The sequence below is a fragment of the Pseudomonas fluorescens genome, from assembly GCF_041354075.1.
GTDB lineage: Bacteria > Pseudomonadota > Gammaproteobacteria > Pseudomonadales > Pseudomonadaceae > Aquipseudomonas > Aquipseudomonas fluorescens_CE.
Genome location: NZ_JARZGC010000009.1, coordinates 210,729 through 235,839 on the forward strand (window position 1 = coordinate 210,729; position 25,111 = coordinate 235,839).

Genomic DNA, 25,111 nt, shown 5'->3' on the forward strand with positions numbered 1-25,111 from the left:
AATGCGCGCGGTGCCTGGCAGCGCTTCGCGAGCAGGCTTGCTCCTGCAGGATTGATGTTCGCAACTTTGCTGTTGTTGAGCGCTTGCGCCAGCCAGGCGCCGTTGCCCGTACAGGCACCGACCCTGCCGCTGCCCCAACAATTGCACATCCAGCGCCTGCTGGACGGCCAACGTCAGGACTGGGTGCTGGTGATCGCCCCGGAAGGCTCGGGCATTCGCTGGTCGATGATGGACTTGCTGGGCATCCCCCAGGCGCGCCAGAAACTGATCGACGGCCAGTGGCAGGCTGACGGCTTGCTACCCCCGAACCCGGAAGCACGGACGTTGTTCGCCGCGTTGCTGTTCGCCCTGACACCCGGGAACGAATTGTCGGTCAACTACCCGCAAGCCTGGCAACATGGCGCCCAGCGCTCGCTGCCCGAGCATTGGGATGTGCGCTACGCCCAACCGTTGAACTTTGAACTCAAACTGCCCAAGGGCCCCACGTATCAAGTCACGCCCCTGACCGGTGAAACACCATGACTGCCTACCTCAACGCCCTCGGGGTGATCTGCGCCCTGGGCCGTGACAAGCAGCAGGTGGCACGCAACCTGTTTGCCGGCGATTGCTCGGGCATGCGCAGCGAGGCCGGCTGGGTGCCGGAGCGTTCGATACCCGTGGCGGCCGTGCGCGGTGACCTGACGCCGATTCCGTCTGAACTGTCACGGCAAGGCAGCCGCAACAACCAGCTGCTGCTGGAAGCGGCATTGCAGATCCACGACGACATCGAGCGCGCCATCCACACCTACGGCCGCGACCGGATCGGCGTGGTCCTGGGCACCAGCACATCGGGCATCGACGAAGCCAGCCGTGGCCTGGCCCATTACATCCGCGAACAACAGTTTCCGGCCGAGTACAGCTACCAGCAGCAGGAGCTCGGAGCGCCGGCCAATTTCCTCGCCGACTGGCTGCAACTGAGCGGTCCGGCCTACGTGATTTCCACCGCCTGCACCTCCAGCGCCCGGGCCCTGATGAGCGCGCAACGCCTGCTGGACCTTGGCCTGTGCGACGCCGTGCTGTGCGGGGGCGTGGACACCCTGTGCAAACTGACCCTCAACGGCTTTTCAGCGCTGGAAGCCGTGTCGGGACAACGCTGCAACCCCTTCTCGGTGAACCGCAACGGGATCAACATCGGTGAAGCGGCGGCGCTGTTTCTGATGACCCGACAGGCAAACGACACGCGGTCGATTGCCCTGCTCGGCAGCGGCGCCAGCTCCGATGCCCACCACATTTCGGCCCCGGAGCCAACCGGCCGGGGCGCCCTGCAAGCGATGCGCAAAGCCCTGGGCCGGGCACAGCTGCAACCTGAACAGATCAGCTACCTGAACCTGCATGGCACCGCCACCCCACACAACGATGCCATGGAAAGCCTGGCCGTCGCGGCGCTGTTTGCCCAGGGCGTGCCGTGCTCGTCGACCAAACCCATGACCGGCCACACCCTTGGCGCCGCCGGCGCGCTGGAAGCGGCGTTCTGCTGGCTGAGCCTGAGCGCGGACAACCCGCGGCACGCGCTGCCGCCCCATGTCTGGGACGGCGAGCCGGATCCCGACCTGCCGTCCTTGAAGTGGGTGACCACAAGCGATCACCTGACGTCCATTGCACCTCGCTACCTGATGAGCAATTCCTTTGCCTTCGGTGGCAATAACGTCAGCCTGATTATCGGAGACGCCCCATGATTGACTGGCCGCTCGCCGAACTGCTGCCCCACGCCGGCGACATGATCCTCATCGATCAGGTCCTGGCGTTCGATGACGAGCAGATTCATACCCGCCTCACCGTCAGGCCCGACGGCCTGTTCAATCGCCCCGACGGCGGCCTGCCGGCATGGGTCGGCATCGAATTGATGGCCCAGAGCGTAGCCGCCTACGCCGGGTGCCATGCGCGACAGCGCGGCGATGCGGTGGAACTGGGTTTCCTGCTCGGCACCCGCAAGTTCGAATGCAACGTCGATCATTTTCCCGTCGGTACCGAGTTGAGCATCCACGGGATTCGTTCACTGGAAGACGATAACGGCATGGGTGTGTTCGAATGCCACATCAACGCGCCTGGCATTCACGCCACCGCTCGTCTGAATGTGTTCCGCCCACCACAGGCCGCTCAATACCTGCATGAAACTTCACACAGCGCTTCACAAGACACTTCACAAGGACAGCCGGCATGACTGAATCCGTACTGGTCACCGGATCCAGCCGTGGCATCGGCCGCGCCATCGCCTTGCGTCTGGCCCAGGCCGGCTACGACATCGTGCTGCATTGCCGCAGCGGCCTCGCCGACGCCGAGGCTGTAAAGGCCGACATCGAAGCGCTGGGCCGTCACGCCCGCGTCCTGCAATTCGACGTGTCCGACCGTGCCGCTTGCAAGGCCATCCTGGAAGCCGACGTGGACACCCACGGCGCTTACTACGGGGTGGTGCTCAATGCCGGCCTGACGCGTGACGGTGCATTTCCGGCGTTGAGCGAGGATGATTGGGATGTGGTGATGCGCACCAACCTCGACGGTTTCTACAACGTGCTGCACCCGGTCATGATGCCGATGATCCGTCGGCGCGCGGCCGGGCGGATCGTCTGCATCACCTCGGTATCGGGTTTGATCGGCAATCGCGGCCAGGTCAACTACAGCGCCTCCAAGGCCGGCCTGATCGGCGCGGCCAAGGCGTTGGCGATCGAACTGGGCAAACGCAGGATCACCGTCAACTGTGTCGCCCCAGGCCTGATCGACACGGCCATGCTCGACGAAAACGTGCCAGTGGAAGAACTGATGAAAATGATTCCTGCACAACGCATGGGCACCCCTGAAGAAGTGGCCGGCGCGGTCAACTTCCTGATGTCGGCGGAAGCGTCGTACATCACCCGACAGGTGCTGGCCGTCAACGGAGGCTTGTGCTGATGAAACGCGTCGTCGTCACCGGCATGGCCGGCATTACCTCGCTGGGGAGCGACTGGGACACCATTGCTGCCAACTTTCGCGTCAACCGAAGCGGCATCCGTCGGATGGACGAGTGGGATCGTTTCACGGAACTCAACACCCGCCTGGCCGGGCCGATCGACGACTTCAAGGTGCCGAGTCACTGGACCCGCAAGCAACTGCGCAGCATGGGCCGCGTCTCGCGCCTGGCTGTCGGTGCGGCGGAGCAGGCTCTGGCCGACGCCGGCTTGCTGGGTGACGAGTCGATCAAGGACGGCCGCATGGGCGTCGCCTGCGGCTCCTCCACCGGCAGCACCGACGAGATCAAGGCGTTCGGCAACATGCTGCTCAACTCCGTGGCCGAAGGTCTCAACGCCAACTCCTACGTGCGCATGATGCCGCACACCACGGCGGCGAATATCAGCATCTTTTTCGGCCTGACCGGCCGGCTGATCCCCACCTCCAGCGCCTGCACCAGCGGCAGCCAGGGCATCGGTTATGCCTATGAAGCGATCAAGTTCGGCCGCTTGCCCCTGATGCTCGCTGGCGGCGCCGAGGAACTGTGCCCCACCGAAGCCATGGTCTTCGATGCGCTATACGCCACCAGCCTGAAAAACGATGCGCCACAGACATCACCACGGCCCTACGACAGCGCTCGCGACGGCCTGGTGATCGGGGAAGGTGGCGGAATGCTGGTGCTCGAAGAACTCGAACACGCCTTGGCGCGGGGTGCGCATATTCACGCTGAAATCGTCGGCTTCGGCAGCAATGCCGATGGCCAGCACACCACCCGTCCGGAACAGGTGACCATGCGCCGCGCCATGGAGCTGGCACTGGAAGACGCCCACTTGCAGCCATCGGACATCGGCTACGTCAACGGGCATGGCACCGCCACCGAGCAAGGCGACATCGCCGAAACCCTGGCGACCAGCGCCCTGTTCGGCGAGCGCATGCCGATCAGTTCGCAAAAGAGCTTCCTGGGGCACACCCTCGGCGCCTGCGGTGCGCTGGAGTCCTGGTTCAGCATCGAAATGCTCAATCGCGACCTGTACGTCCACACCCTCAATCTCGATGCCGTCGACCCGCATTGCGGCAAGCTCGACTACCTGCGCGGCGAATTTCGGCAGATGCACAACGAGTACGTGATGAACAACAACTTCGCCTTTGGCGGAGTGAACACGTCGTTGATTTTTCGGCGCTGGTCATAGCCGATAGCAATAGGGCCACAACGACAAAGGGCGCCTTTCGGCGCCCCTTCACAATCAGGTCGGCTTCAAACCTTCACACCCAGCGCACTGCGCACTGCGACCTCGATTGCCTCGAACGCATCTGTTTGCCCACGGTCAACCACCCTCACCCTTGCTCGTCAACAACGCCACAAACGCCTTGGCCATCGGCGATTTCTGATCCTTGCGCTGCACCAGCCACACCGCCGAGACCGCTGCCGGGTCGAGCAGGCGTCGGTAAACCACGCCGTCGATGCGCACCCGCTGGTAGGAGGCGGGCAACACCGAGACGCCGAGCCCTGCAGCCACCAGCCCGATGATGGTCATCGCCTCGCCTGCTTCTTGCGCGAAGTTCGGGCTGAACCCTGCATCCCGGGTCAGGGCCAGCAACTGCGCATACAAGCCACTGCCGTAGCTGCGGGGGAAAAAGACAAAGGGCTCGTGCGCCAGGGCTGAGAGAAACAGACCGTCTTCACTGCCAAGCGCCAATGGATGCTTGGCATTGAGCACCGCTACCAGGGGTTCGCTCATCAATTCCACCACGCTGAGCGAGTCCGGCAAATCCAGCGGTCGCATGATGCCGACTTCAATCGATTCATCCACCAGCGCCTCGGCCACCTGGGTGCTGCTCATTTCCCGCAGGGTCAGGTGCACCGCCGGGAAGCGCTGACGAAAGGTAAAAATCGCCTGGGGGATGGTCGAGTTGAAAGGCGCCGACGAGGTGAACCCCATCTTCAATTCGCCCAGTTCACCCAGCTGCGCCCGCCGCGCCACCTCGGTGGCTTTGTCGACCTGCGCCAATACCAGCCGCGCCTCTTGCAGGAACAGCCGCCCCGCTTCGCTTAGTTCGACCCGACGATTGGTGCGCTCGAACAGCCGGGCGCCGACCTGCTGTTCCAGGGCCTGGATCTGCTGGCTCAGCGGCGGCTGGGAGATACCCAATATCTGGGCAGCACGGCCGAAGTGCAGTTCCTCGGCCACGGCGATGAAGTAGCGCAGGTGGCGCAATTCCATGAAAACTCCATTAGGTCGTAAAACCTATCAAACAGGTCGAACAATATATTGGATTGAATCATTAGCCAGCTATATGCTTTTTTCATTGCCTGACCGGCTGCGTCTCCCACGAGGTCCGAAGTGAAAACTGCTGTCGCTCCACTCGCCCACGAAGTTCCTCCCGCCGCCCCGGGTGACGTTGCCGCCGAGCTCAACGATATCTACATCAAAAAAGGCACGCCCGCCTTCATGCGTACGGTGCTGGCGCTGTTCTGCGGCGGCTTTGCCACGTTTGCCCTGCTGTATTGCGTGCAACCGATGATGCCGCTGCTGTCCCACGAATACTCGATCAATGCGGCGCAAAGCAGCCTGATCCTGTCGGTGGCCACCGGCATGCTCGCCATCGGCCTGCTGATAACCGGCCCGATCTCCGACCGTGTCGGCCGCAAACCGGTGATGGTGATGGCGCTGACGGCGGCCGCTCTGTGCACCCTCTTCAGTGCGATGATGCCGAGCTGGCAGGGCGTGCTGCTGATGCGTGCCTTGATCGGCTTGTCGTTGAGCGGCCTGGCGGCGGTGGCCATGACGTACCTGAGCGAGGAGATCCATCCCAACCACATTGGCCTGGCGATGGGCCTGTACATCAGCGGCAACGCCATCGGCGGCATGAGCGGACGCCTGATCACCGGTGTGCTGATCGACTTCGTCAGCTGGCACACGGCGATGCTGGTGGTCGGCGGCCTGGCGCTGATCGCGGCGGCGGTGTTCTGGAAAATCCTCCCCGAATCGCGCAACTTCCGTACCCGTTCGCTACACCCGCGCAGCCTGCTGGAGGGTTTCACCCAGCACTTTCGCGATGCCGGCTTGCCGCTGTTGTTTCTCGAAGCCTTTGTCCTGATGGGCGCGTTCGTCACCCTGTTCAACTACATCGGTTATCGCCTGCTAGCCGCGCCCTACCATATGGACCAGGCCTACGTCGGGCTGCTCTCGGTGGTGTACCTGTCGGGCATCTACAGCTCGGCAAAAATTGGCGCCCTGGCGGACAAGCTGGGCCGGCGCCAGGTGCTCTGGGCGACCATCGTGCTGATGCTCGTCGGCCTCGCCCTGACCCTGTTCACGCCGGTGCCCGTGGTCATCATTGGCATGCTGATTTTCACCTTCGGTTTCTTCGGCGCGCATTCGGTGGCCAGCAGCTGGATCGGCCGCCGCGCCATCAAGGCCAAAGGCCAGGCATCATCGCTGTACCTGTTCAGCTACTACGCCGGTTCAAGCGTCGCCGGGACCGCTGGCGGCGTGTTCTGGCACCTCGGCGGCTGGAACGGCATCGGCCTGTTCATCGGTGCGTTGCTGGTGGTGGCGCTGCTGATCGCCGTGAAACTGGCGAAATTGCCGCCGCTGCCGGGAGCCGCGCCGGTTTAGCGACGGCTTTGCCGGGCGATCGGGTTACCTGAACACCACCCGCGCCTCCAGCACCGCGTCGCGTTTTTCCAGGGTGAGGGACTGCAGGGCGGCGCCATGACGCTCGGCATGATCCAGCCAATGCAGCAATTTGGTGACGTCCCCGCTGACAGTCAGACGCAACAGCTCGCTGTCGCTGTCCATCTGTTGCAGTTCGAGCCCCGCCGCCGCAGCGCTGTCACTGATGCGCAATGACAACGGCTGATCGGAGACCTGCGCAACCAAATGCTGCGGCTGTGCGCGTTGCAATTGGTTCGCCAGGGCCACCTGTTGCTGATACTGGCGCTCGACGACTGGCAGACGCTGGCGAACGGGTTGCCATATCAGGCTGAACGCCAGCGCGCCCAGCACCAGGGAAACCATGGCCAGAAGCAGGCGCCGCTCGCGAATGGACAGGCGTTGCCAGGCAGCCTTCATGTCTTGTCCTCCAGGGTCAGCGTCGCCAGCACGCGATCACGCTCCTTGCTCGCACTGTCGAGCCTGATCGGCATGCCTTGCTGTCGACCGCGTTCGCGCAATTGTTCAAGCTCGGCAAAACTGTTGGAGGTCAACTGGATCCTCCAGCCCTCGCCCGCCCGAAACTCGATGCGCCGAACGTCCACAGGGCTCGCACCGATGGTTTGCTCGATCAGGCTCACCAGACCGACGATGCGGGTCCTCTGCGGTTCAACCGTCTGGCTCTGCAACCCCTTGAGCTGCGCCGCCAGATCGACGATGTGGGTCTGGTCAGGGAAAAGCGTCCTGAACCGTTGCTCGTTGTCGCCGTGCAGCCGACGAATTTCGCCTTCGAGGAAATCGATTCGCATCACGCTGGCGCCCCAGGTCAGCAATAGCAGCACCAGCAAAACGCCACCGCCGAAACGCCAGGGCAGACGACGATTGCGCACGGCGAAGTCACCTTGCAGCAGGTTGATGGCCTGGGAACGATGCAAGGTCAGGCTCGGATCGATGGCGACCGCTTCGTGGCGTTCATCGATCCAGCGGGTATCCGCCGGCAGCAGCGGCTTGTGCAGTGAAATCCCCTCATCCGAGAACGCCACGCGAGCCGGTTGCCCACCGCCGATCAGCCATCGGCCGAACCAGCGGACGGCCATCGGCTCGGCCCCGGGCAACACATCCGCATCGACAAAGACCGAACGAACCTTGATGCCAACTTGCGCCAGCAACTCCAGCACCGACGCAAAGCGTGCGCGGTCGATCACCATCACTGGATAACGCCCGTCCTTGCCACGCGCCCCTATGCCCAGGTGGACGTTTTCCAGCGCGTCGGCCAGTTGATCTTCCACCGCATACGCAATGGCCTGCGCCCCCGGTTGGCGTCTGGACGGCCAGGGTTCGGTGCGCACCCAACTGCACAGTTCCATGGGCAATATCAGATCGATCGCTCGTCCGCTCAGTGCTTGCGCAGCCTGGCTCAACGGCATGAACTGGCGTTGTCCGGTCGCCGACCAGCAGCAGGCTGGCCAGTCGATCGAAGCATGGGGCAGGCCTTCGGTGGTCAGGTAAAGCCAGGTGTTCATCGCGGTGTCTCGTCGGCGTTCGAAGGAAGAAGTCGTCGTTGCAGGACCTTGAATCGCGGCGTATCGCTGTCGCGTTCGACATCGGTGGCCAGCCGCAGCCGGCTCTGCCCTCGGGTGACCTGCACGGTGATGCGAAACCAGCGACTGCCGACCCCCAGCCCATGACTGCTCAGGCCTGTGCCGGCGAGCAACGGATCGTGGGCAAAGGCCTGAGCGCTGGGCCAGGCTTGGGTCGAACGCTGGCGAACAAGCGCCTCGACCGTCGCGGCTTCCACGTCATCCAGCGCTCTGAGCAGCAACGCCGGAGCGGTGTTGATGTTCAGCGCGGCGTCGGTGGGCAGCACGGCGACCCAGGGTTCCAGTTGACGCAGCAGGTGGCCGTCGACCCCCGGCAGCAGCCGCAACTGGCTCAGCTCGTTCAGGGGGCCGACCTGATCGAGGGACAGCGGCGCCAGATCGAGCCGTTCAAGCAAGCGCTCCCAGCGCTTGAGGGTGATCGGATCAATTCGGCCCTGGTTCAACAGGGCGTTGAGGTTGAAGCGCCCGGCAAGGTCTTCGATGGCGACATGCAGTTGAGCGTCGCCGACGTCGAAGTCGGGCGTCTTTCGGGCCCAGTCCTGGGTCAGGTCGACGGTTTTTTCCGAGCTGCGCGCCGCCGCCTGCAGTTGCAAAAGGGCCCAGGCTTCCCCGGCCACCGCGAGTTGGCGCACGTGAACCTGCTGCACTGCGAGGCCAGTGTTTTGCAGCGACAGCCGATGGCTGCGCAGCAAACCGCTGGTCATCAGCAGGGCCAGGCTCATGACCAGCAGCACACTGACCAGGGCGATCCCCCGTTGGCGCCGGCTCATGGCAACGCTCCCGGCAACAGCAGCACTCGCCTGATCCCGTCGAACCGCCCCACCGACAGGTGCAGCTCCACGGCCAGCGGTGCATTCCCCTCGCCAGCGGACGGCCACTCACTGCGCCAGCCGACTCGAGGATCGAACACACGCCAGCTCAGCACCCGAACATCCTCGAACAGTTTCTGCCGCTGCAGGATCGGCGAGCCCTCACCCAGGCTCTCACGCCACAGCACGCCGTTGTCGAGCCGGTAGGTCAGGGTCTGTCGCTCGCTGCGGGGTTGGTCCAGCGGATTGCGCCAATGGCTGCGCTGAAACTGCAACTGTCCCTGTCCCAGCGCGACCTGCTGCGCGGTCACTTGAATCAGGTCGCGCTCGATCACCGCCACCGCCCGCTGCAGACGTCTGAATTCACGTTCGTGGGCGGTGGTGCCTTGCTGTACGCGTACCACACCGTCGAACAAGCCCCAACTGGCCAGACCAAGCAAGGCAAAGATCGCCAGGGCGATCACCAGCTCCAGCAAGGTGAAACCGCTCTGCCTATTCATGACGAACGGGTATCCAGCCACGGGTCTGGTGCAGGATTGGCCCGAGCCCGCTGACCTCGATATCGACCGTCAACAGTTGCGCGTCAGCCGATGCACTGACGTGCTGGCGCAGCCGCCAGTCGCGACGATCCATGGACACGACACGTTGCTGTTGGCCCATAGGCAACGTGGGCTGCAAGCGCAGTTCGTTGAGCAGGTTATCGGCCAGCCAGGCGGCGAAGAGCCGTTCCTCGACCGCGCCCGTTTGCTTCACGACGTACTGGCTGGCGGACAACACGGCGGCCGCGAGCGTAGAGAAGACTGCCAGGGCGACCATGATTTCGAGCAGGGTGAAACCGCGTCGACGCGCCCACGACCCGCCCTCAACCATCGATGACCACCTCTCCCGGGCCATCGCTGGACAGGCGCAGGAGTGTGCGCCCCCGAACCCTGAAGGTCAGGTTGAAGACGCTGGTTTCATCGCTGCTGAGCATCAGCACTTGCGGCAATCCTGCATCAGCGCCCAGCTTCAGGGGAAACCCGTCCTGATCAAGTTCCACGCGCAGACCGTCGGGCCATCGCTCAAGCGCGGCCATCGGCTTCCATTCCCGTGCCTCGAGACGCATCGCGCGATAGCCGCTGTCGCTCAGGCGTATGCCGTATTCCTGACCGTCCCGCACGGCCCGTTCGCGCAGTTGTTCGATCATCCCCGCCAGCGCCTGCACCTGATAGCGGGCCTGACGCTGCGGATCCGGCCCCGTGGCAAGCCTGACCATGCCCAGCAGCGCGCCGATCAGCACGATCACGATCATCATTTCGAGCAAAGTGAACCCCCGACACCCCAGGCGCATGAATCAGTCAGCCGTCCAATTGCCGATATCAGCCGCATGCCCTTCGCCACCGACCACGCCATCGGAACCCAGGGAGTACAAGTCGAAGCCGCCCTCGCCCGACTGCACGCCAGGGTTGAGGAACTGGTAAGGCGAACCCCAGGGGTCGACCGGCAGGTTTTTCAGGTAACCCTGGGGGTTCCAGTTTCTGGCCGCCGGCAGACCCGAGGGAGGTTTGCTCAAGGCCATCAGGCCCTGTTGCGTCGACGGGTATTGAAAGTTGTCGAGGCGGTATATTTCCAGCGCGGTGGAAATGGCCTGGATGTCGATCTTCGCGGCGGTGACCTTGGCCTGATCGGGACGACTCATGAACTGCGGCACCACGATGGCCCCGAGCACGCCGATGATCACGACCACCACCATGATTTCGATCAGGGTAAAACCACGTTGCCTGCGGGACGAGCGGTTATGTAAACGTTGCATGGATCAATTCACCCATTGGTTGAGGCTGAGAATCGGTAGAAGAATGGCCATCACGATCAGCAGCACGACGCCACCCATCAGCACCAGCATGGCCGGCTCGAATAAACTCACGACCAGTGCGATACGCGCCGCCAGGGTGTTTTCCTGTTGTTCGGCGGCCTGCACCAGCATGCGATCGAGTTCGCCGGCGCGTTCACCGCTGGCGATCATGTGCAGCATCATCGGCGGGATGTCGCCGCTGAGTTCCAGGCCCCGGGTCAAGGTCCCGCCCTCGCGTACCGAACGGGCAACGTCGGCCATGCGCGCCCTGATGGTCAGGTTGCCGATGACGGCCGCAGCGATTTCCAGCGCGTCCACCAGCGGCACGGCACTTTTGCCAAGGATCGCCAGGGTACTGGCGAACCGCGCGGCCTCCATCGCCCGCAACACGTCGCCAGCTACCGGCAGTTGCAACGCCAGTCGGTGCCAGCGCAGGCGCCAGAGCGGCTGGCGTACACTCCAGCGACACACACCGATCGACAGCGCCAGCCCGGCAATCAGGGCCAGGAAATGTTCACGCAGACCGTCGCTTGCGCCGATCAGCGCCTGCGTCAGCCAGGGCAGCGGCTGGCCGCTGTCGATAAAGATCTTCACCACGTCCGGCACCACGTAACCGAGCAGAAAACCAACGATCGCCACACTGGCCAGCATCAGGATCAGCGGGTACACCAGCGCCATCTGGATTTTCTGGCGCGAGGCCTGACGCGCCTGGGTGTAGCCCGCCAATTGCTCCAGCACCTGGCCCAGGTGTCCCGAACGCTCGCCCGCAGCGACGGTGGCGCAATACAGTTCGGGAAATGCCTTGGGAAACTGCCCCAGCGCGGTGGACAGTGCATGCCCTTCCATGACCCGGCTGCGGACCGACGACAACAGGCCCGCGACCCTGCGCCTGGCACTTTGTCGGGTGACGGCTTGCAGTGCCTCCTCCAGGGGCAGACCGGCCTGCACCAGGGTCGACAATTGCAAGGTCAACAGTGCCAGTTCAGCCGCGCTCAGGCCTGCGCCACGGGGTTGCGCACCCCTGACGATCCCCACGCGCACTTCATTCAATTCACGCGGCCACAAGCCACGCTCGCGCATCAGCTGGCGGGCATGCCTCGGACTGTCGGCCTCCAGCCGCCCCTTGCAGCGCGAGCCCTGAGCATCTTCAGCCTGGTAGTCGAAGGTCGGCACGGATCAATCCTCCCGGGTGACGCGCAGCAGCTCGTCGACGCTGGTCACGCCGTCGAGTACCCGTTGCCGTCCATCCTGGAACAGGCTGCGTGACACCTGCCGCGCCTGCTCGATCAAGGCCCGCTCACCGGCGCCTCGGTGGATCAGCGCCGACACCGCCGGGCTGACACTGAGCAATTCATAGATACCGATTCGCCCGCGATAACCATGCTGGCAGTGCTCGCAGCCCACGGCGCGGAACAGTTGCACAGATGCCATCGCCTCCAACCCCAGGCGCTGACAGGTGTCGGCATCGGCGTCGTACGGCGCCTTGCACTGCGGGCACAGGGTGCGCAGCAGACGCTGGGCCAGAATGCCCACCAGTGACGACGCCAGCAGGTAGGCATCCACGCCCATGTCCAGCAGCCGAGTCACCGCGCCAGCGGCGCTGTTGGTGTGCAAGGTCGAGAGCACCAGATGCCCGGTCAACGAGGCCTGAACCGCGATTTGCGCGGTCTCGCGATCACGGATTTCACCGACCATCACCACGTCCGGGTCCTGGCGCAGAATGGCGCGCAAGCCACGGGCGAAGGTCATGTCCACTTTCGGATTGACCGGCATCTGCCCCACACCCGGCAGGTGATATTCGATGGGGTCTTCGACCGTGAGAATGTTGCGTGTCTGGTCGTTCAGGCTGCTCAACGCGGCGTAGAGGCTGGTGGTCTTTCCCGAACCGGTGGGGCCGGTCACCAACAGAATGCCGTGGGGCCTGGCCAGCAGTTGACGCAAGGCGACCAAGGTGTCATCCGGCATGCCCAGGCGTTGCAGATCCAGGCGTCCGGCCTGCTTGTCGAGCAAACGCAGCACCACCCGCTCGCCATGGGCAGACGGCAGGGTCGAGACCCGTACATCCACTTCATGCCCGGCCAGGCGCAGGGCCATCCGACCATCCTGGGGAATGCGTTTTTCGGCGATATCCAGACGTGCCATGACCTTGATCCGCGACACCAGCAAGGTCGCCAGTTCCCGTCGCGGCCTGAGCACTTCACGCAATTGACCGTCGATGCGCATGCGCACCGACAGCGCCTGCTCGAAAGTTTCCAGGTGCACGTCGGAGGCCTGTTCGCGCACCGCTTCGCTGAGCAGCGCGTTGATCAGGCGGATGATTGGCGCATCGCCCTGCTGCTCCAGCAAGTCGGCGGTTTGTGGCACCTGATCGACCAGGCGCAGCAGATCGAGTTCGTCATCGAGCCCCTGAGCCACCTGCTTCGCCGCGCTCTGGCCGTCACGGTAAACGGTAGCCAGGCGCGCGGCGAACGCTTCGGCCTCCAGCACACGGATCGGCAGGTCCCTTCCACACCGCCGTCGCGCTTCCGACAGCGCCGTCAGCGGCGCATCGGCTCGCAGCACCAGGCTCGGCACGGTGTCCTCGCACGCCAGCAAAACGCCGAAACGCCGGGCGAAACCGAACGGCAGCGGGTCGATGACTTCGCTCATGGTTTGCTCGCCCCCGGCTTGCGCAAATCGAACACCGGCGATTCAGCGGGCTGGTCGAACAACTGGCGCGCCTCGGCCGGCAGCAGCAGCGAATTGTTTTCGTGCGCGCCTGGCTGGCTCAACGTGCGCAGTGCGTTGTAACGCTGCTGGCTGACCCCGGCCAGGTCTTCCTTGCTGCGCACGATGGTCGGGCGCAGGAACACCATCAGGTTGCTTTTGATGTGCGTATCGCGGCTCCAGCGAAACAGCGCACCCAGGTAGGGAATATCGCGCAGCAGTGGCACGCCGCTGCGCTGGGTGTTGACGCTGTCGCGGATCAGGCCACCGATGACAATGATCTCGCCATCATCCGCCAGGATGGTGCTCTTGAGGGCACGCTTGTTGGTGATCAGGTCGGAAGAAGCGATACCGGTGGCCGACGGAGCAATGTCCGAGACTTCCTGCTCCACCTCCAGGCGCAAGGTCGCGCCTTCGTTGATGTAGGGCTTGATCTTCAGGCTGATGCCGACATCCTTGCGCTCGACCGTGGTGAAGGGGTTGTCCGCGCCGCTGCTGTTGGTGGCGTAGGAGCCGGTCTTGAACGGCACGTTCTGGCCGACGATGATTTCCGCTTGCTGATTGTCCAGGGTCAACAGGCTCGGGGTGGACAGCAGATTGCTGTGGGTATTGCTGGCCAGCGCGGTGATCAATGCGCCGAAGCGGTCACTGCCCAGGTGCAGTATCGCGCCGTCCGGGGCGGATTTCTTTTCATTGAAATTCAAGCCGCCGACGATCGGGAGATCGGTGCGGGAGAAATTGATGAACCCCTTGGCGTCGCCCGTATTGAGCCCCCACTGCACACCGACGGCTTCGCTGATATCCCCGGAAATCTCGACGATGGCGGCGTGGATCAGCACCTGCGCACGCGGCTGGTCCAGTTGAGCGACGATGTTCTCGACCATTCGGATGTGCGCCGGCTCGGCGATCAGCACCAGCGCGTTCTGGCTCTCGTCCGCCTTGATCATGAACGCCGCACTGGCCGGGTTGTCCTTGGCGCTGCCCAGGCTCGAGGCCTGTTTCCGGGTCTGCCCCATCATGTCGAGGATCTCGGCCAGTTGCTTGGCGTCGCTGTGACGCAGGCGAATCACCCGGGCGTTGTCGACGGAGGCCGTGGCGGGCGTGTCCAGGCTGCGGCCCAGGTCGAGCAGGCGCTGACGAACCGCTGGCGGGCCGACGAAGATCAGGCGGTTGGTGCGGCTGTCGGCGAGCACCTGGATGGCCGCCTCGGCATTGCGCTTGCCCAGCGACGACTCGATGATCGTCAGGACGTCGGCGGCCTGGGCATGCTGCAGTTGCATGACCGAATGCAGGTTGTTCTGGCCCGAATCCAGTTGACGCACCACCTTGGCAATACGCGCCACATTGGCTGACGTGTCCGTGACCACCAGCGCATTGGCCGACACAGACGGGCCGACATAACCGTTGGCCGAGACCAGCGGTCGCACCAGACCGGCCAGGTCGGCGGCGTGGCTGGTGTTGAGTTCGATCACCTGGGTGATGAACTGCGACCCTGTGGTGTTTTTTGCCGTGCTCTGACCGGCACGGGTTTTCGCTTCGGTCACCGGGGTGATGAGAATCCGGTCACCCTCGTCGATGACCGTGAAATTGTGGGCATCGAGCACCGAGTAAAACAGCCGACGTACGCCTTCGCGATCGAGGGCCTGGCGAGACAGTACGGTGATGCGTCCCGAGACGCGTGGATCGAGCACCACGGTGGTGCCCAGAATGCTCGAGATTTCTTCGACGATGTCCCGCAGTTCGGCATTGTTCATCGCCAGTTGCCATTTTTCCTCCCCGGCCTGCAGCTCGCCGTGAAAAAGCGCGGTCGCCAGGCAGGCGAGGAAGAGAAGAGCACGCAAGACAGGCGTGCTGGTGAAGCTGTTCATCGGGTATTCACTCTGGCTGCCCGACACGCGGGCGTAGGTAACGTGTAGAAGGAGCGGGGGCCTCGGGTTGATCCTCGGCGCGATGCAGGAATCGCACGGCCGACGTCTGCAACGTCAGCACTTCTTCGCGCCCCTTGTTCCACAGCACCACTCGATTCGCCTCGACACGGCGCAGCACGCTGCCGCCCGGCAACTCATCGCCGACGGTGTAAATCCGCGCGCCCTCAGCACCGGCCAGCAACGCCTTGGAGAGTCCGTCGGCAGAAACGAAGCTGGCCTGCAACGACAGGGCCTCGGCACTGGGCTGCATTGGGGTGGCGGCCGCCAGGCCGAGCACGGTGGCAACGGCGGTGGTGTCCAGCGGCGCAGGCACGGCCGGTACCGACGCAGGGGCAGCAGCCGGCAAGGGCGCCGCGAGTCCCTCGCGATAACCCCGCTCCTGCCACGCCAGGAAGGCTGCGTAACCCATGCACAACATCAACAAACCGATGGAAAAAAGGCGCCGAAACATCGATAAATTCCAAAGTAAAAGCCAGCCATGGGCGTTCTTCCACAGAAGCAAAAAACCTCATGCTCGCGGGACGGGCATGAGGAACACGAAACCGTATGGGCCGATGATTCGGCTCGAATTCAGCAAACGGTTCACTTCAAGCGCAACCCGAAGGTTGCGCCTGAAGTGCTGCGACGAGGGTTTACAGCTTGTTCCAGCTCATGTGCCAGTGAGCACCGACACCTGGCTCGAAGCCGTTGGCCGACGGGCTGTACTGCTTGCAATAACCGGACTCGGGGAATGGCTTGCACTGGAAGACCTCATTGGTCTTGGGTTGCAGCACCTTGGTCCCGGCGGTGTACTCGCCGAGGCCATCGGGGAACACGAAGTCATGCTCGGCGCCAGCGCCTTCGCCGGTCATGATGGTGGTCTGGGTGTCCTGGCGAGTGGTGCGACCATCCAGGGTGGTGCCGACCAGTGTCAGGGTGTGCTTGCCCGGGTTGCTGCGCACATCCAGGGTCAGGGTCGTTCCACCGTTTTCGACCTGCGCCGAAGTCGATCCGACAGGCTTGTTGTTCTCGTCGAACAGGGTCGCTTCGACGTTCATCTTGCGGTTGGTGATCATGCCGAAATCGACCTTCGCCGAACCTTTCACCAGAACGTATTCGGCTTGCTGGGAAGCCACCGACATGCGCGCCGCCGTGTCTTCCTTCATGTCCAGTTGCACTTCGTAACGGGTCACGCCACTGTCCTTCTGGGCGTACAGGGTGTTGTTGCCACGGACCGGCTCGATGCTGCCGTTATCATCACGGATACCCGCGCGGATCAGCGTGTGTGCCTTGTTGATCTTCTCTGCCAGTTTGAACGACCAGTTGTTCGGCTTGCCTTCCTCGGCCGTATCGATAGAGATTTCAACGCTGTAATCCGAACTCTCGCCGCTGGCCGAAAACGCCCGGGCCTTGACCTTGTCGCCGACCAGCAGTGTCGTCGAGGGTGCAATGCCGCCCACGGAAGACCAGCCACCCGGCAACTCGGCTTCAGCGATGATGTTCACGTCCGTCGCGTTGTAGAACGCCGCGTCGGTATCGCCGACCGTCCAGATCGCCAGAATCACATGCTGGCCGGATTTGTCCGCCGGAATATTGCAGTTGTGCTTGGCGCCCGACACCGGCAGTTGATGCCAGCCATCGACGGTGCAGAACGGGGTGCTTTCGAAGGTCGCGCGTTGCAGCGACTCGTTGGGGTTCCACCCGTTGCGAGTGATGAAATACTCATGCTTGGTGGCCGGGTGAGAAGCGGTGTAGCGCCACTGGAAATCAAGGTTGCGGTCCTTGATTTCGTTCAGGTGCCAGCGGGTGGCCGACTGCGCATCCAGCGCCGAGAACAGGGCGTGGCCGCCGCTCGCGATCTTGCCGTCGACCGGCCCCTGGTTAGGCGCTCCACCCACACCGGCAGGGAACCCTTTGAAGGTTTCGCCCACACTTTGCGGTTCGTATTGAGCGCCACCACAGTTGGTGTTCAAGCCTTTCTGGCAAAGCAGCGCACGCGAAGGCGGCACTTCAAGATAGCCATGGGCTGAAACGGTTTGAGACGCCAGCATTGCCGATAACAGGACCATTGAAGACGTGCACGCCGAGAACGTGCCGCGCTTGTAAATCGTTGTTTTCATCATTGGGTTCCAGACTGCTCAGGACAAGAATCTGGAACCTTAACGAGGCGGACCGGGTTTCTATGTAGGACAAATCTGTGCGTTCAGGGAATTGATCTGCTTGTTCGACACACCCCGTCCCTGTAGGAGCGAGCATGCTCGCTCCTACAGGTGTATGCGACGGCGGCAGACACAAAAAAGCCTGTCCGGCGCAAACCAGGACAGGCTTTTTCGTCACAAGAACGAACTACTCGTGATACTGCGCCGACAACTCGTGCACCGCGCGCAGGAACGCGCCCGCATGCTCCGGATCGACTTCCGGGGTGATGCCGTGACCGAGGTTGAACACGTGGCCGCTGCCCTTGCCGTAGCTGGCCAGGATGCGGCCGACTTCGGTGCGAATCGCCTCAGGCTTGGCGTACAGCACGGTCGGGTCCATGTTGCCTTGCAGGGCAACCTTGTCGCCAACACGGGCACGGGCGTTGCCGATGTCGCACGTCCAGTCCAGACCCAGCGCGTCGGCACCGGCGTCGGCAATGCTTTCCAGCCACAGGCCACCGTTTTTGGTGAACAGGATCACCGGCACCTTGCGACCTTCGTGCTCGCGGATCAGGCCGCTGACGATTTTTTTCATGTAGGCCAGGGAGAACTCCTGGTAGGCCGCCGCCGACAGGTTGCCGCCCCAGGTGTCGAAAATCTGCACGGCCTGCGCGCCGGCCTTGATCTGACCGTTGAGGTAGCTGGTGACCGACTGCGCGAGCTTGTCCAGCAGCAGGTGCATGGCGTGCGGGTTGTCGTAGAGCATGGCCTTGGTCTTGCGGAAGTCTTTCGACGAGCCGCCTTCGACCATGTAGGTGGCCAGGGTCCAGGGGCTGCCGGAGAAACCGATCAGCGGCACACGACCGTTGAGTTCACGGCGGATGGTGCTGACCGCGTCCATAACGTAGCCGAGGTCCTTGTGCGGATCAGGAATCGGCAAGGCTTCGATGTCGGCCAGGGTACTGACGACTTTCTTGAAGCGCGGGCCCTCGCCGGTTTCGAAATACAGGCCTTGGCCCATGGCATCCGGAATGGTGAGGATGTCGGAGAACAGGATCGCCGCGTCCAGTTGCGGGTAACGGTCGAGCGGTTGCAGCGTGACTTCGCAAGCGAACGCCGGGTTCATGCACAGGCTCATGAAGTCACCGGCCTGGGCTCGGCTGGCGCGGTATTCAGGCAGGTAGCGACCGGCCTGACGCATCATCCACACAGGCGTGACGTCTACGGGTTGCTTGAGCAGGGCGCGAAGGAAACGGTCGTTCTTCAGGGCAGTCATGTCGGCATCCGGAAAAAAAGTGCGGGCATTTTCTCAGAGCTTGACGCAAAAGGCACGGCAAGAGCGGCGCCTTTTGTCTATAGGGGCAATTTGTCGCGGTTTTTACAGCCACTGCAAAACCAATGTGGGAGCGGGCTTGCTCGCGAATGCGACATATCGATCAACACATCGGGTGACTGATACGCCGCCTTCGCGAGCAAGCCCGCTCCCACAGGGTTACTGCAGTCGAGGCTTAAACGCCCAGGTAATCCAGAATCCCTTCAGCCGCATTGCGGCCCTCGAAGATCGCCGTCACCACCAGGTCGGACCCGCGCACCATGTCGCCACCGGCGAAGATTTTCGGGTTGCTGGTCTGGTGCTTGTACTGACCCTGCTCCGGTGCCACGACGCGGCCCTGGCTGTCGGTCTGGATGCTGAACTGCTCGAACCACGGCGCCGGGCTCGGGCGGAAGCCGAACGCGATGACCACGGCGTCGGCCGGGATGATCTCTTCGGAACCCGGGATCGGCTCGGGGCTGCGACGGCCACGGGCATCCGGCTCGCCGAGACGGGTCTCGACCACTTTCACGCCCTCGACCTTGTCTTCACCGACGATGGCGATCGGCTGACGGTTGTAGAGGAACTTCACGCCCTCTTCCTTGGCGTTCTTCACTTCCTTGCGCGAGCCGGGCATGTTCGCTTCGTCACGACGATAGGCACAGGTCACCGATTTGGCACCCTGGCGGATCGAAGTACGGTTGCAGTCCATCGCCGTATCGCCGCCACCGAGCACCACCACCTTCTTGCCTTTCATGTCGACGAAGTCTTCCGGCGACTTCTCAAAGCCCAGATTGCGGTTGACGTTGGCGATCAGGAAATCCAGGGCGTCGTACACCCCCGGCAGGTCCTCACCGGCAAAGCCGCCCTTCATGTAGGTGTAGGTGCCCATGCCCATGAACACGGCATCGTATTCTTCGAGCAGTTGCTCCATGGTCACGTCCTTGCCGACCTCGGTGTTGAGGCGGAATTCGATGCCCATGCCGCTGAAGACTTCGCGGCGATTGCTCAGCACGGTCTTTTCCAGCTTGAACTCAGGGATGCCGAAGGTCAGCAGACCGCCGATTTCCGGGTTCTTGTCGAACACCACCGGGGTCACGCCGCCGCGCACCAGCACGTCGGCACAGCCCAGGCCCGCCGGGCCCGCACCGATGATCGCGACGCGCTTGCCGGTCGGCTTGACCTTGGACATGTCCGGGCGCCAGCCCATGGCGAACGCGGTGTCGGTGATGTACTTCTCGACCGAACCGATGGTCACCGCGCCAAAACCGTCGTTGAGGGTGCAGGCACCCTCGCACAGTCGATCCTGCGGGCACACCCGGCCGCAGACTTCCGGCAGGGTGTTGGTCTGGTGCGACAGCTCGGCCGCCTGGAGGATGTTGCCCTCGGCCACCAGTTTCAGCCAGTTCGGAATGAAGTTGTGCACCGGGCACTTCCATTCGCAATACGGGTTGCCACACCCCAGGCAGCGGTGGGCCTGATCGGCCGACTGCTGGGGTTTGAAGGGTTCGTAGATCTCCACGAACTCTTTCTTGCGTTGACGCAACAGTTTCTTCTTCGGATCTTTGCGCCCGACATCGATGAACTGGAAGTCGTTACTCAGACGTTCAGCCATTGTTAAAACCTCATCAAACTCTTCAGGCGCATATCACTGCGGGTTGGCACGGGTGCTGGAAAGCAGCGATTTCAGGTTGGCCGCCTTCGGCTTGACCAGCCAGAAACGACGCAAGTAATCATCGAGGTTCTCGGCGAGTTCACGACCCCACTCGCTATCGGTCTCTTCGACGTACTCGTTCAGCACGTGCTGCAGGTGGCTGCGATAGGCTTCCATCGCTTCACCGCTGATCCGCTGGATTTCCACCAGTTCGTGGTTGACCCGGTCAACGAAGGTGTTGTCCTGGTCGAGCACGTAGGCGAAACCACCGGTCATGCCAGAACCAAAGTTGTAACCGGTCTTGCCCAGAACGCAGACGAAACCACCGGTCATGTACTCGCAGCAGTGATCACCCGTGCCTTCGACCACGGTGTGGGCGCCGGAGTTACGCACCGCGAAACGCTCGCCTGCAGTACCGGCGGCGAACAGCTTTCCGCCCGTGGCGCCGTACAGGCAGGTGTTGCCGACGATGGCACTGTCCTGAGTCCGGTAGGCGCTGCCCTTCGGCGGAACGATGACCAGCTTGCCGCCCGTCATGCCCTTGCCGACATAGTCGTTGGCGTCGCCTTCCAGGTACAGGTTCAGGCCGCCGGCGTTCCACACGCCGAAACTCTGGCCGGCCGTGCCCTTGAAGCGGAAGGTGATCGGCGCGCTGGCCATGCCCTGGTTGCCGTACTTGCGCGCGATTTCACCGGAGATCCGTGCACCGATGGAACGGTCGCAGTTGCAGATATCCAGCGAGAACTCGGCGCCGCTCTTGTCGTTGATGGCCGAAGTGGCCATCTCGACCATTTTTTCAGCCAGCAGGCCCTTGTCGAACGGCGGGTTGCGTTCCACACCACAGAACTGCGGCTTGTCCGCCGGGACATGGTCACTGCCGAGCAACGGCGTCAGGTCCAGGTGATGCTGCTTGGCGGTCTGGCCTTCGAGAACTTCCAGCAGATCGGTACGACCGATCAGCTCTTCGAGGGAGCGCACGCCCAGCTTGGCCAGCCACTCACGGGTTTCTTCGGCGACATAAGTGAAGAAGTTCACCACCATGTCGACGGTACCGATGTAGTGATCCTTGCGCAGCTTGTCGTTCTGGGTCGCGACGCCGGTGGCGCAGTTGTTCAGGTGACAGATACGCAGGTATTTGCAGCCCAGCGCGATCATGGGTGCGGTGCCGAAACCGAAGCTTTCCGCACCGAGGATCGCAGCCTTGATCACGTCGAGGCCGGTTTTCAGGCCTCCGTCGGTCTGCACCCGCACCTTGCCGCGCAGGTCGTTGCCACGCAGGGTCTGGTGGGTTTCGGCCAGGCCGAGCTCCCACGGTGCGCCGGCGTATTTGATCGAGGTCAGTGGCGAAGCGCCGGTGCCGCCGTCATAGCCGGAGATGGTGATCAAGTCCGCGTAGGCCTTGGCCACACCGGCAGCGATGGTGCCGACACCGGCTTCAGCCACCAGCTTCACCGAGACCAGCGCCTGCGGATTGACCTGTTTCAGGTCGAAAATCAGCTGCGACAAGTCTTCGATGGAGTAGATGTCGTGGTGCGGCGGTGGCGAAATCAGGGTCACGCCCGGTACCGCATAACGCAGCTTGGCAATCAGGCCGTTGACCTTGCCGCCTGGCAGTTGACCGCCTTCGCCGGGCTTGGCGCCCTGGGCAACCTTGATCTGCAGCACTTCGGCATTGACCAGGTATTCCGGGGTCACACCGAAGCGGCCGGTGGCGACCTGTTTGATTTTCGAGCTCTTGATGGTGCCGTAGCGGGCCGGGTCTTCGCCGCCTTCACCGGAGTTGGAACGCGCACCGAGGCGGTTCATGGCTTCGGCCAGGGCTTCGTGGGCTTCCGGCGACAGGGCGCCCAGGGAGATGCCTGCGGAATCGAAGCGCTTGAGCACCGACTCCAGCGGCTCGACCTCGCTGATGTCCAGCGGCGTGTCCAGGGTTTTGACCTTGAACAGGTCGCGGATCATCGACACCGGACGATTGTCCACCAGCGTCGTGTATTCCTTGAACTTGCTGTAGTCGCCCTGCTGCACAGCGGCTTGCAGGGTGTTGACCACGTCCGGGTTGTACGCGTGGTACTCGCCACCGTGGACGAACTTCAGCAGGCCGCCCTGCTGGATCGGCTTGCGCGGGCTCCAGGCTTCGACCGCCAGGGCTTTCTGCTCGGCCTCGATGTCGACGAAACGCGCGCCCTTGATGCGGCTTGGCACGCCACGGAAGCTCAGGTCGCACACTTCTTCGGACAGGCCGATGGCTTCGAACAGCTGAGCGCCACGGTACGAGGCGATGGTCGAGATGCCCATCTTCGACAGGATCTTCAACAGGCCCTTGGTGATGCCTTTGCGGTAGTTCTTGAACACCTCATAGAGGTCGCCCAGCACTTCACCGGTACGGATCAGGTCGCCCAGCACTTCGTAAGCCAGGAACGGGTACACCGCCGAGGCGCCGAAACCGATCAGCACGGCAAAGTGGTGCGGATCGCGAGCGGTCGCGGTTTCCACCAGGATGTTGGAATCGCAACGCAGGCCTTTTTCGGTCAGGCGGTGGTGCACCGCGCCGGTCGCCAGGGACGCGTGGATCGGCAACTTGCCCGGTGCGATGTGGCGGTCGCTCAGGACGATCTGGGTACGACCGGCCCGCACGGCTTCCTCGGCCTGATCGGCGACGTTGCGCACGGCCGCTTCGAGACCGACGCTCTCGTCGTAGTTGAGGTCGATGATCTGGCGTTCGAAGCCCGGACGATCGAGGTTCATCAGCGAGCGCCACTTGGCCGGGGAAATGACCGGCGAGCTGAGAATCACGCGCGAGGCGTGTTCCGGCGACTCCTGGAAGATGTTGCGCTCGGCACCGAGGCAGATCTCCAGCGACATGACGATGGCTTCACGCAGCGGGTCGATCGGCGGGTTGGTGACCTGGGCGAACTGCTGGCGGAAATAGTCGTACGGCGTGCGCACGCGCTGGGACAGCACGGCCATCGGCGTATCGTCGCCCATCGAACCCACGGCTTCGTAGCCCTGCTCGCCGAGCGGACGCAGTACCTGGTCGCGCTCTTCGAACGTGACCTGGTACATCTTCATGTACTGCTTGAGCTGGTCGACATCGTAGAAAGCCGAACCGTGGTCGTTGTCTTCCATGGTGGCCTGGATGCGCAGGGCGTTCTTGCGCAGCCATTGCTTGTACGGATGACGGGACTTCAGGCGGTTGTCGATGGCGTCGGTGTCGAGGATCTGCCCGGTTTCGGTGTCTACGGCAAAGATCTGGCCAGGACCGACACGACCTTTGGCGATCACGTCTTCAGGCTGGTAGTTCCAGACACCGATTTCCGAAGCCAGGGTGATGAAACCGTTCTTGGTGGTGACCCAGCGCGCCGGGCGCAGACCGTTACGGTCGAGCAGGCACACGGCGTAGCGACCGTCGGTCATGACCACGCCGGCCGGACCGTCCCACGGCTCCATGTGCATCGAGTTGTATTCGTAGAACGCGCGCAGGTCCGGGTCCATGGTTTCGACGTTCTGCCACGCTGGCGGAATGATCATCCGCACGCCACGGAACAGGTCGATGCCACCGGTGACCATCAGTTCGAGCATGTTGTCCATGCTCGATGAGTCGGAACCGACGCGGTTGACCAGCGGGCCGAGTTCTTCCAGATCCATCAGATCATTGGTGAACTTGGTGCGACGGGCCTGGGCCCAGTTGCGGTTGCCGGTAATGGTGTTGATCTCGCCGTTGTGAGCGAGGAAGCGGAATGGCTGAGCCAGCGGCCATTTCGGCAGGGTGTTGGTGGAAAAGCGCTGGTGGAAAACGCAAATCGAGGTTTGCAGGCGCTCATCGCTGAGGTCCGGATAGAAGGCGGTCAAATCCGCCGGCATCATCAGGCCTTTGTAAATGATGGTCTTGTGGGAAAAGCTGCAGATGTAGTGATCGACGTCAGCGGCGTTGGCAACGGACGAACGACGACGGGCGCTGAACAGCTTGACCGCCATGTCCTGGTCGTTCAGGCCTTCACCGCCGATGAATACCTGCTCGATCTGCGGCAGGCGCTCAAGGGCCAGGCGGCCGAGCACGCTGGTATCGATCGGCACTTTGCGCCAGCCGATCAGCGTCAGGCCTTCGGCCAGGATCTCGCGGTTCATGTTCTCGCGAGCGGCTTCGGCGCGTGCAGGGTCCTGGTTGAAGAAGACCATGCCCACGGCATATTGCTTGGGCAGTTCGACGCCGAAGGCTTCCTGGGCGGTCGCGCGCAGGAACACATCCGGCTTTTGAATCAGCAGACCGCAACCGTCACCGGTCTTGCCGTCGGCGTTGATCCCACCGCGGTGGGTCATGCAGGTCAGGGCCTCGATGGCCGTTTGCAAAAGGGTATGACTGGGCTCGCCCTGCATATGGGCTATCAGGCCGAAACCACAGTTATCCTTGAATTCATCTGGTTGGTACAGACCTGCTTTCATAGACACTTTCTCACCAGGCTGCCTCTTGACGAAGCAAATTTCTTTTCAATTCAACCACTTGCCATCCGCGCCGAACGTACGCCAGCTTTGCAGGGG

22 protein-coding genes are annotated in these 25,111 nt (G+C 62.9%); 6 read left to right on the forward strand and 16 right to left on the reverse strand.

Going from position 1 to position 25,111, the window contains the following annotated elements:
• Positions 1–54: 54 nt before the first annotated feature.
• From QIW53_RS14585 to QIW53_RS14605, 5 genes are read left to right on the forward strand one after another with little or no spacing between them, the layout of a single operon-like run.
• Positions 55–522 (forward strand): hypothetical protein, encoded by a 468-nt coding sequence (locus QIW53_RS14585; protein ID WP_371050306.1) that lies wholly within the window; start codon positions 55–57, stop codon positions 520–522.
• Positions 519–1,715, forward strand: coding sequence for a beta-ketoacyl-[acyl-carrier-protein] synthase family protein (locus QIW53_RS14590; protein ID WP_371050307.1), 1,197 nt, complete (start codon positions 519–521; stop codon positions 1,713–1,715). Before QIW53_RS14585 ends, QIW53_RS14590 begins: the two co-directional genes overlap by 4 nt.
• Positions 1,712–2,200 carry an ApeP family dehydratase gene (locus QIW53_RS14595; RefSeq protein ID WP_371050308.1) on the forward strand — a complete coding sequence of 163 codons (489 nt, stop codon included), beginning with the start codon at positions 1,712–1,714 and terminating at the stop codon, positions 2,198–2,200. Before QIW53_RS14590 ends, QIW53_RS14595 begins: the two co-directional genes overlap by 4 nt.
• Positions 2,197–2,925 (forward strand): 3-oxoacyl-ACP reductase FabG, encoded by a 729-nt coding sequence (fabG, locus tag QIW53_RS14600; RefSeq protein WP_371050309.1) that lies wholly within the window; start codon positions 2,197–2,199, stop codon positions 2,923–2,925. The genes QIW53_RS14595 and fabG overlap by 4 nt, the downstream gene beginning before the upstream one ends.
• Positions 2,925–4,151 carry a beta-ketoacyl-ACP synthase gene (locus QIW53_RS14605; RefSeq protein ID WP_371050311.1) on the forward strand — a complete coding sequence of 409 codons (1,227 nt, stop codon included), beginning with the start codon at positions 2,925–2,927 and terminating at the stop codon, positions 4,149–4,151. The genes fabG and QIW53_RS14605 overlap by 1 nt, the downstream gene beginning before the upstream one ends.
• Before the next feature lie 135 nt (positions 4,152–4,286).
• Here QIW53_RS14605 and QIW53_RS14610 read toward each other — a convergent pair whose 3' ends face one another.
• Entirely contained in the window at positions 4,287–5,183 is an 897-nt protein-coding gene (locus QIW53_RS14610; RefSeq protein WP_371050312.1) for a LysR family transcriptional regulator, read from the reverse strand.
• Between the two features lie 120 nt (positions 5,184–5,303).
• On the opposite strand from QIW53_RS14610, the gene QIW53_RS14615 reads away from it, so the two are divergent.
• Entirely contained in the window at positions 5,304–6,581 is a 1,278-nt protein-coding gene (locus tag QIW53_RS14615; protein ID WP_371050313.1) for an MFS transporter, read from the forward strand.
• A 24-nt stretch (positions 6,582–6,605) separates the two neighbouring features.
• On the opposite strand, the gene gspM is transcribed toward QIW53_RS14615, so the two are convergent.
• The 15 genes from gspM to gltB form a co-directional block, all read right to left on the reverse strand.
• A complete protein-coding gene (gene gspM / locus QIW53_RS14620) occupies positions 6,606–7,037 on the reverse strand; it encodes a type II secretion system protein GspM (RefSeq protein ID WP_371050314.1) in 432 nt (143 codons plus the stop codon).
• Positions 7,034–8,140, reverse strand: a complete 1,107-nt coding sequence (gene gspL, locus QIW53_RS14625) for a type II secretion system protein GspL (RefSeq protein WP_371050315.1) — start codon at positions 8,138–8,140, stop codon at positions 7,034–7,036. Before gspL ends, gspM begins: the two co-directional genes overlap by 4 nt.
• Positions 8,137–8,988 (reverse strand): type II secretion system protein GspK, encoded by an 852-nt coding sequence (locus QIW53_RS14630; RefSeq protein ID WP_371050316.1) that lies wholly within the window; start codon positions 8,986–8,988, stop codon positions 8,137–8,139. The genes gspL and QIW53_RS14630 overlap by 4 nt, the downstream gene beginning before the upstream one ends.
• Positions 8,985–9,527: a type II secretion system protein GspJ gene (locus QIW53_RS14635; protein ID WP_371050317.1), complete on the reverse strand. Its 543-nt coding sequence runs from the start codon at positions 9,525–9,527 to the stop codon at positions 8,985–8,987. The genes QIW53_RS14630 and QIW53_RS14635 overlap by 4 nt, the downstream gene beginning before the upstream one ends.
• Positions 9,520–9,897, reverse strand: coding sequence for a type II secretion system minor pseudopilin GspI (gene gspI, locus QIW53_RS14640; protein ID WP_371050318.1), 378 nt, complete (start codon positions 9,895–9,897; stop codon positions 9,520–9,522). Before gspI ends, QIW53_RS14635 begins: the two co-directional genes overlap by 8 nt.
• Positions 9,890–10,357: a type II secretion system minor pseudopilin GspH gene (gene gspH, locus QIW53_RS14645; RefSeq protein ID WP_371050319.1), complete on the reverse strand. Its 468-nt coding sequence runs from the start codon at positions 10,355–10,357 to the stop codon at positions 9,890–9,892. The genes gspI and gspH overlap by 8 nt, the downstream gene beginning before the upstream one ends.
• Before the next feature lie 3 nt (positions 10,358–10,360).
• A complete protein-coding gene (gspG, locus tag QIW53_RS14650) occupies positions 10,361–10,819 on the reverse strand; it encodes a type II secretion system major pseudopilin GspG (RefSeq protein ID WP_371050320.1) in 459 nt (152 codons plus the stop codon).
• A 3-nt stretch (positions 10,820–10,822) separates the two neighbouring features.
• Positions 10,823–12,031 carry a type II secretion system inner membrane protein GspF gene (gene gspF, locus QIW53_RS14655; protein ID WP_371050321.1) on the reverse strand — a complete coding sequence of 403 codons (1,209 nt, stop codon included), beginning with the start codon at positions 12,029–12,031 and terminating at the stop codon, positions 10,823–10,825.
• 3 nt (positions 12,032–12,034) lie between these two features.
• Positions 12,035–13,507 (reverse strand): type II secretion system ATPase GspE, encoded by a 1,473-nt coding sequence (gene gspE / locus QIW53_RS14660; protein ID WP_371050322.1) that lies wholly within the window; start codon positions 13,505–13,507, stop codon positions 12,035–12,037.
• Positions 13,504–15,432 (reverse strand): type II secretion system secretin GspD, encoded by a 1,929-nt coding sequence (gspD, locus tag QIW53_RS14665; protein WP_371050323.1) that lies wholly within the window; start codon positions 15,430–15,432, stop codon positions 13,504–13,506. Before gspD ends, gspE begins: the two co-directional genes overlap by 4 nt.
• Before the next feature lie 7 nt (positions 15,433–15,439).
• A complete protein-coding gene (locus QIW53_RS14670) occupies positions 15,440–15,943 on the reverse strand; it encodes a type II secretion system protein N (protein ID WP_371050324.1) in 504 nt (167 codons plus the stop codon).
• A 181-nt stretch (positions 15,944–16,124) separates the two neighbouring features.
• Complete coding sequence (gbpA, locus tag QIW53_RS14675) at positions 16,125–17,591, reverse strand: N-acetylglucosamine-binding protein GbpA (protein ID WP_371050326.1); 1,467 nt, start codon at positions 17,589–17,591, stop codon at positions 16,125–16,127.
• A 226-nt stretch (positions 17,592–17,817) separates the two neighbouring features.
• Entirely contained in the window at positions 17,818–18,885 is a 1,068-nt protein-coding gene (hemE, locus tag QIW53_RS14680) for a uroporphyrinogen decarboxylase (protein WP_371050327.1), read from the reverse strand.
• Positions 18,886–19,117: 232 nt separating this feature from the next.
• On the reverse strand, positions 19,118–20,536 hold the full coding sequence (locus QIW53_RS14685; RefSeq protein WP_371050328.1) for an FAD-dependent oxidoreductase: 1,419 nt from the start codon (positions 20,534–20,536) through the stop codon (positions 19,118–19,120).
• A gap of 33 nt (positions 20,537–20,569) precedes the next feature.
• Positions 20,570–25,015 (reverse strand): glutamate synthase large subunit, encoded by a 4,446-nt coding sequence (gene gltB / locus QIW53_RS14690; RefSeq protein WP_371050329.1) that lies wholly within the window; start codon positions 25,013–25,015, stop codon positions 20,570–20,572.
• Between the last annotated feature and the right edge of the window lie 96 nt (positions 25,016–25,111).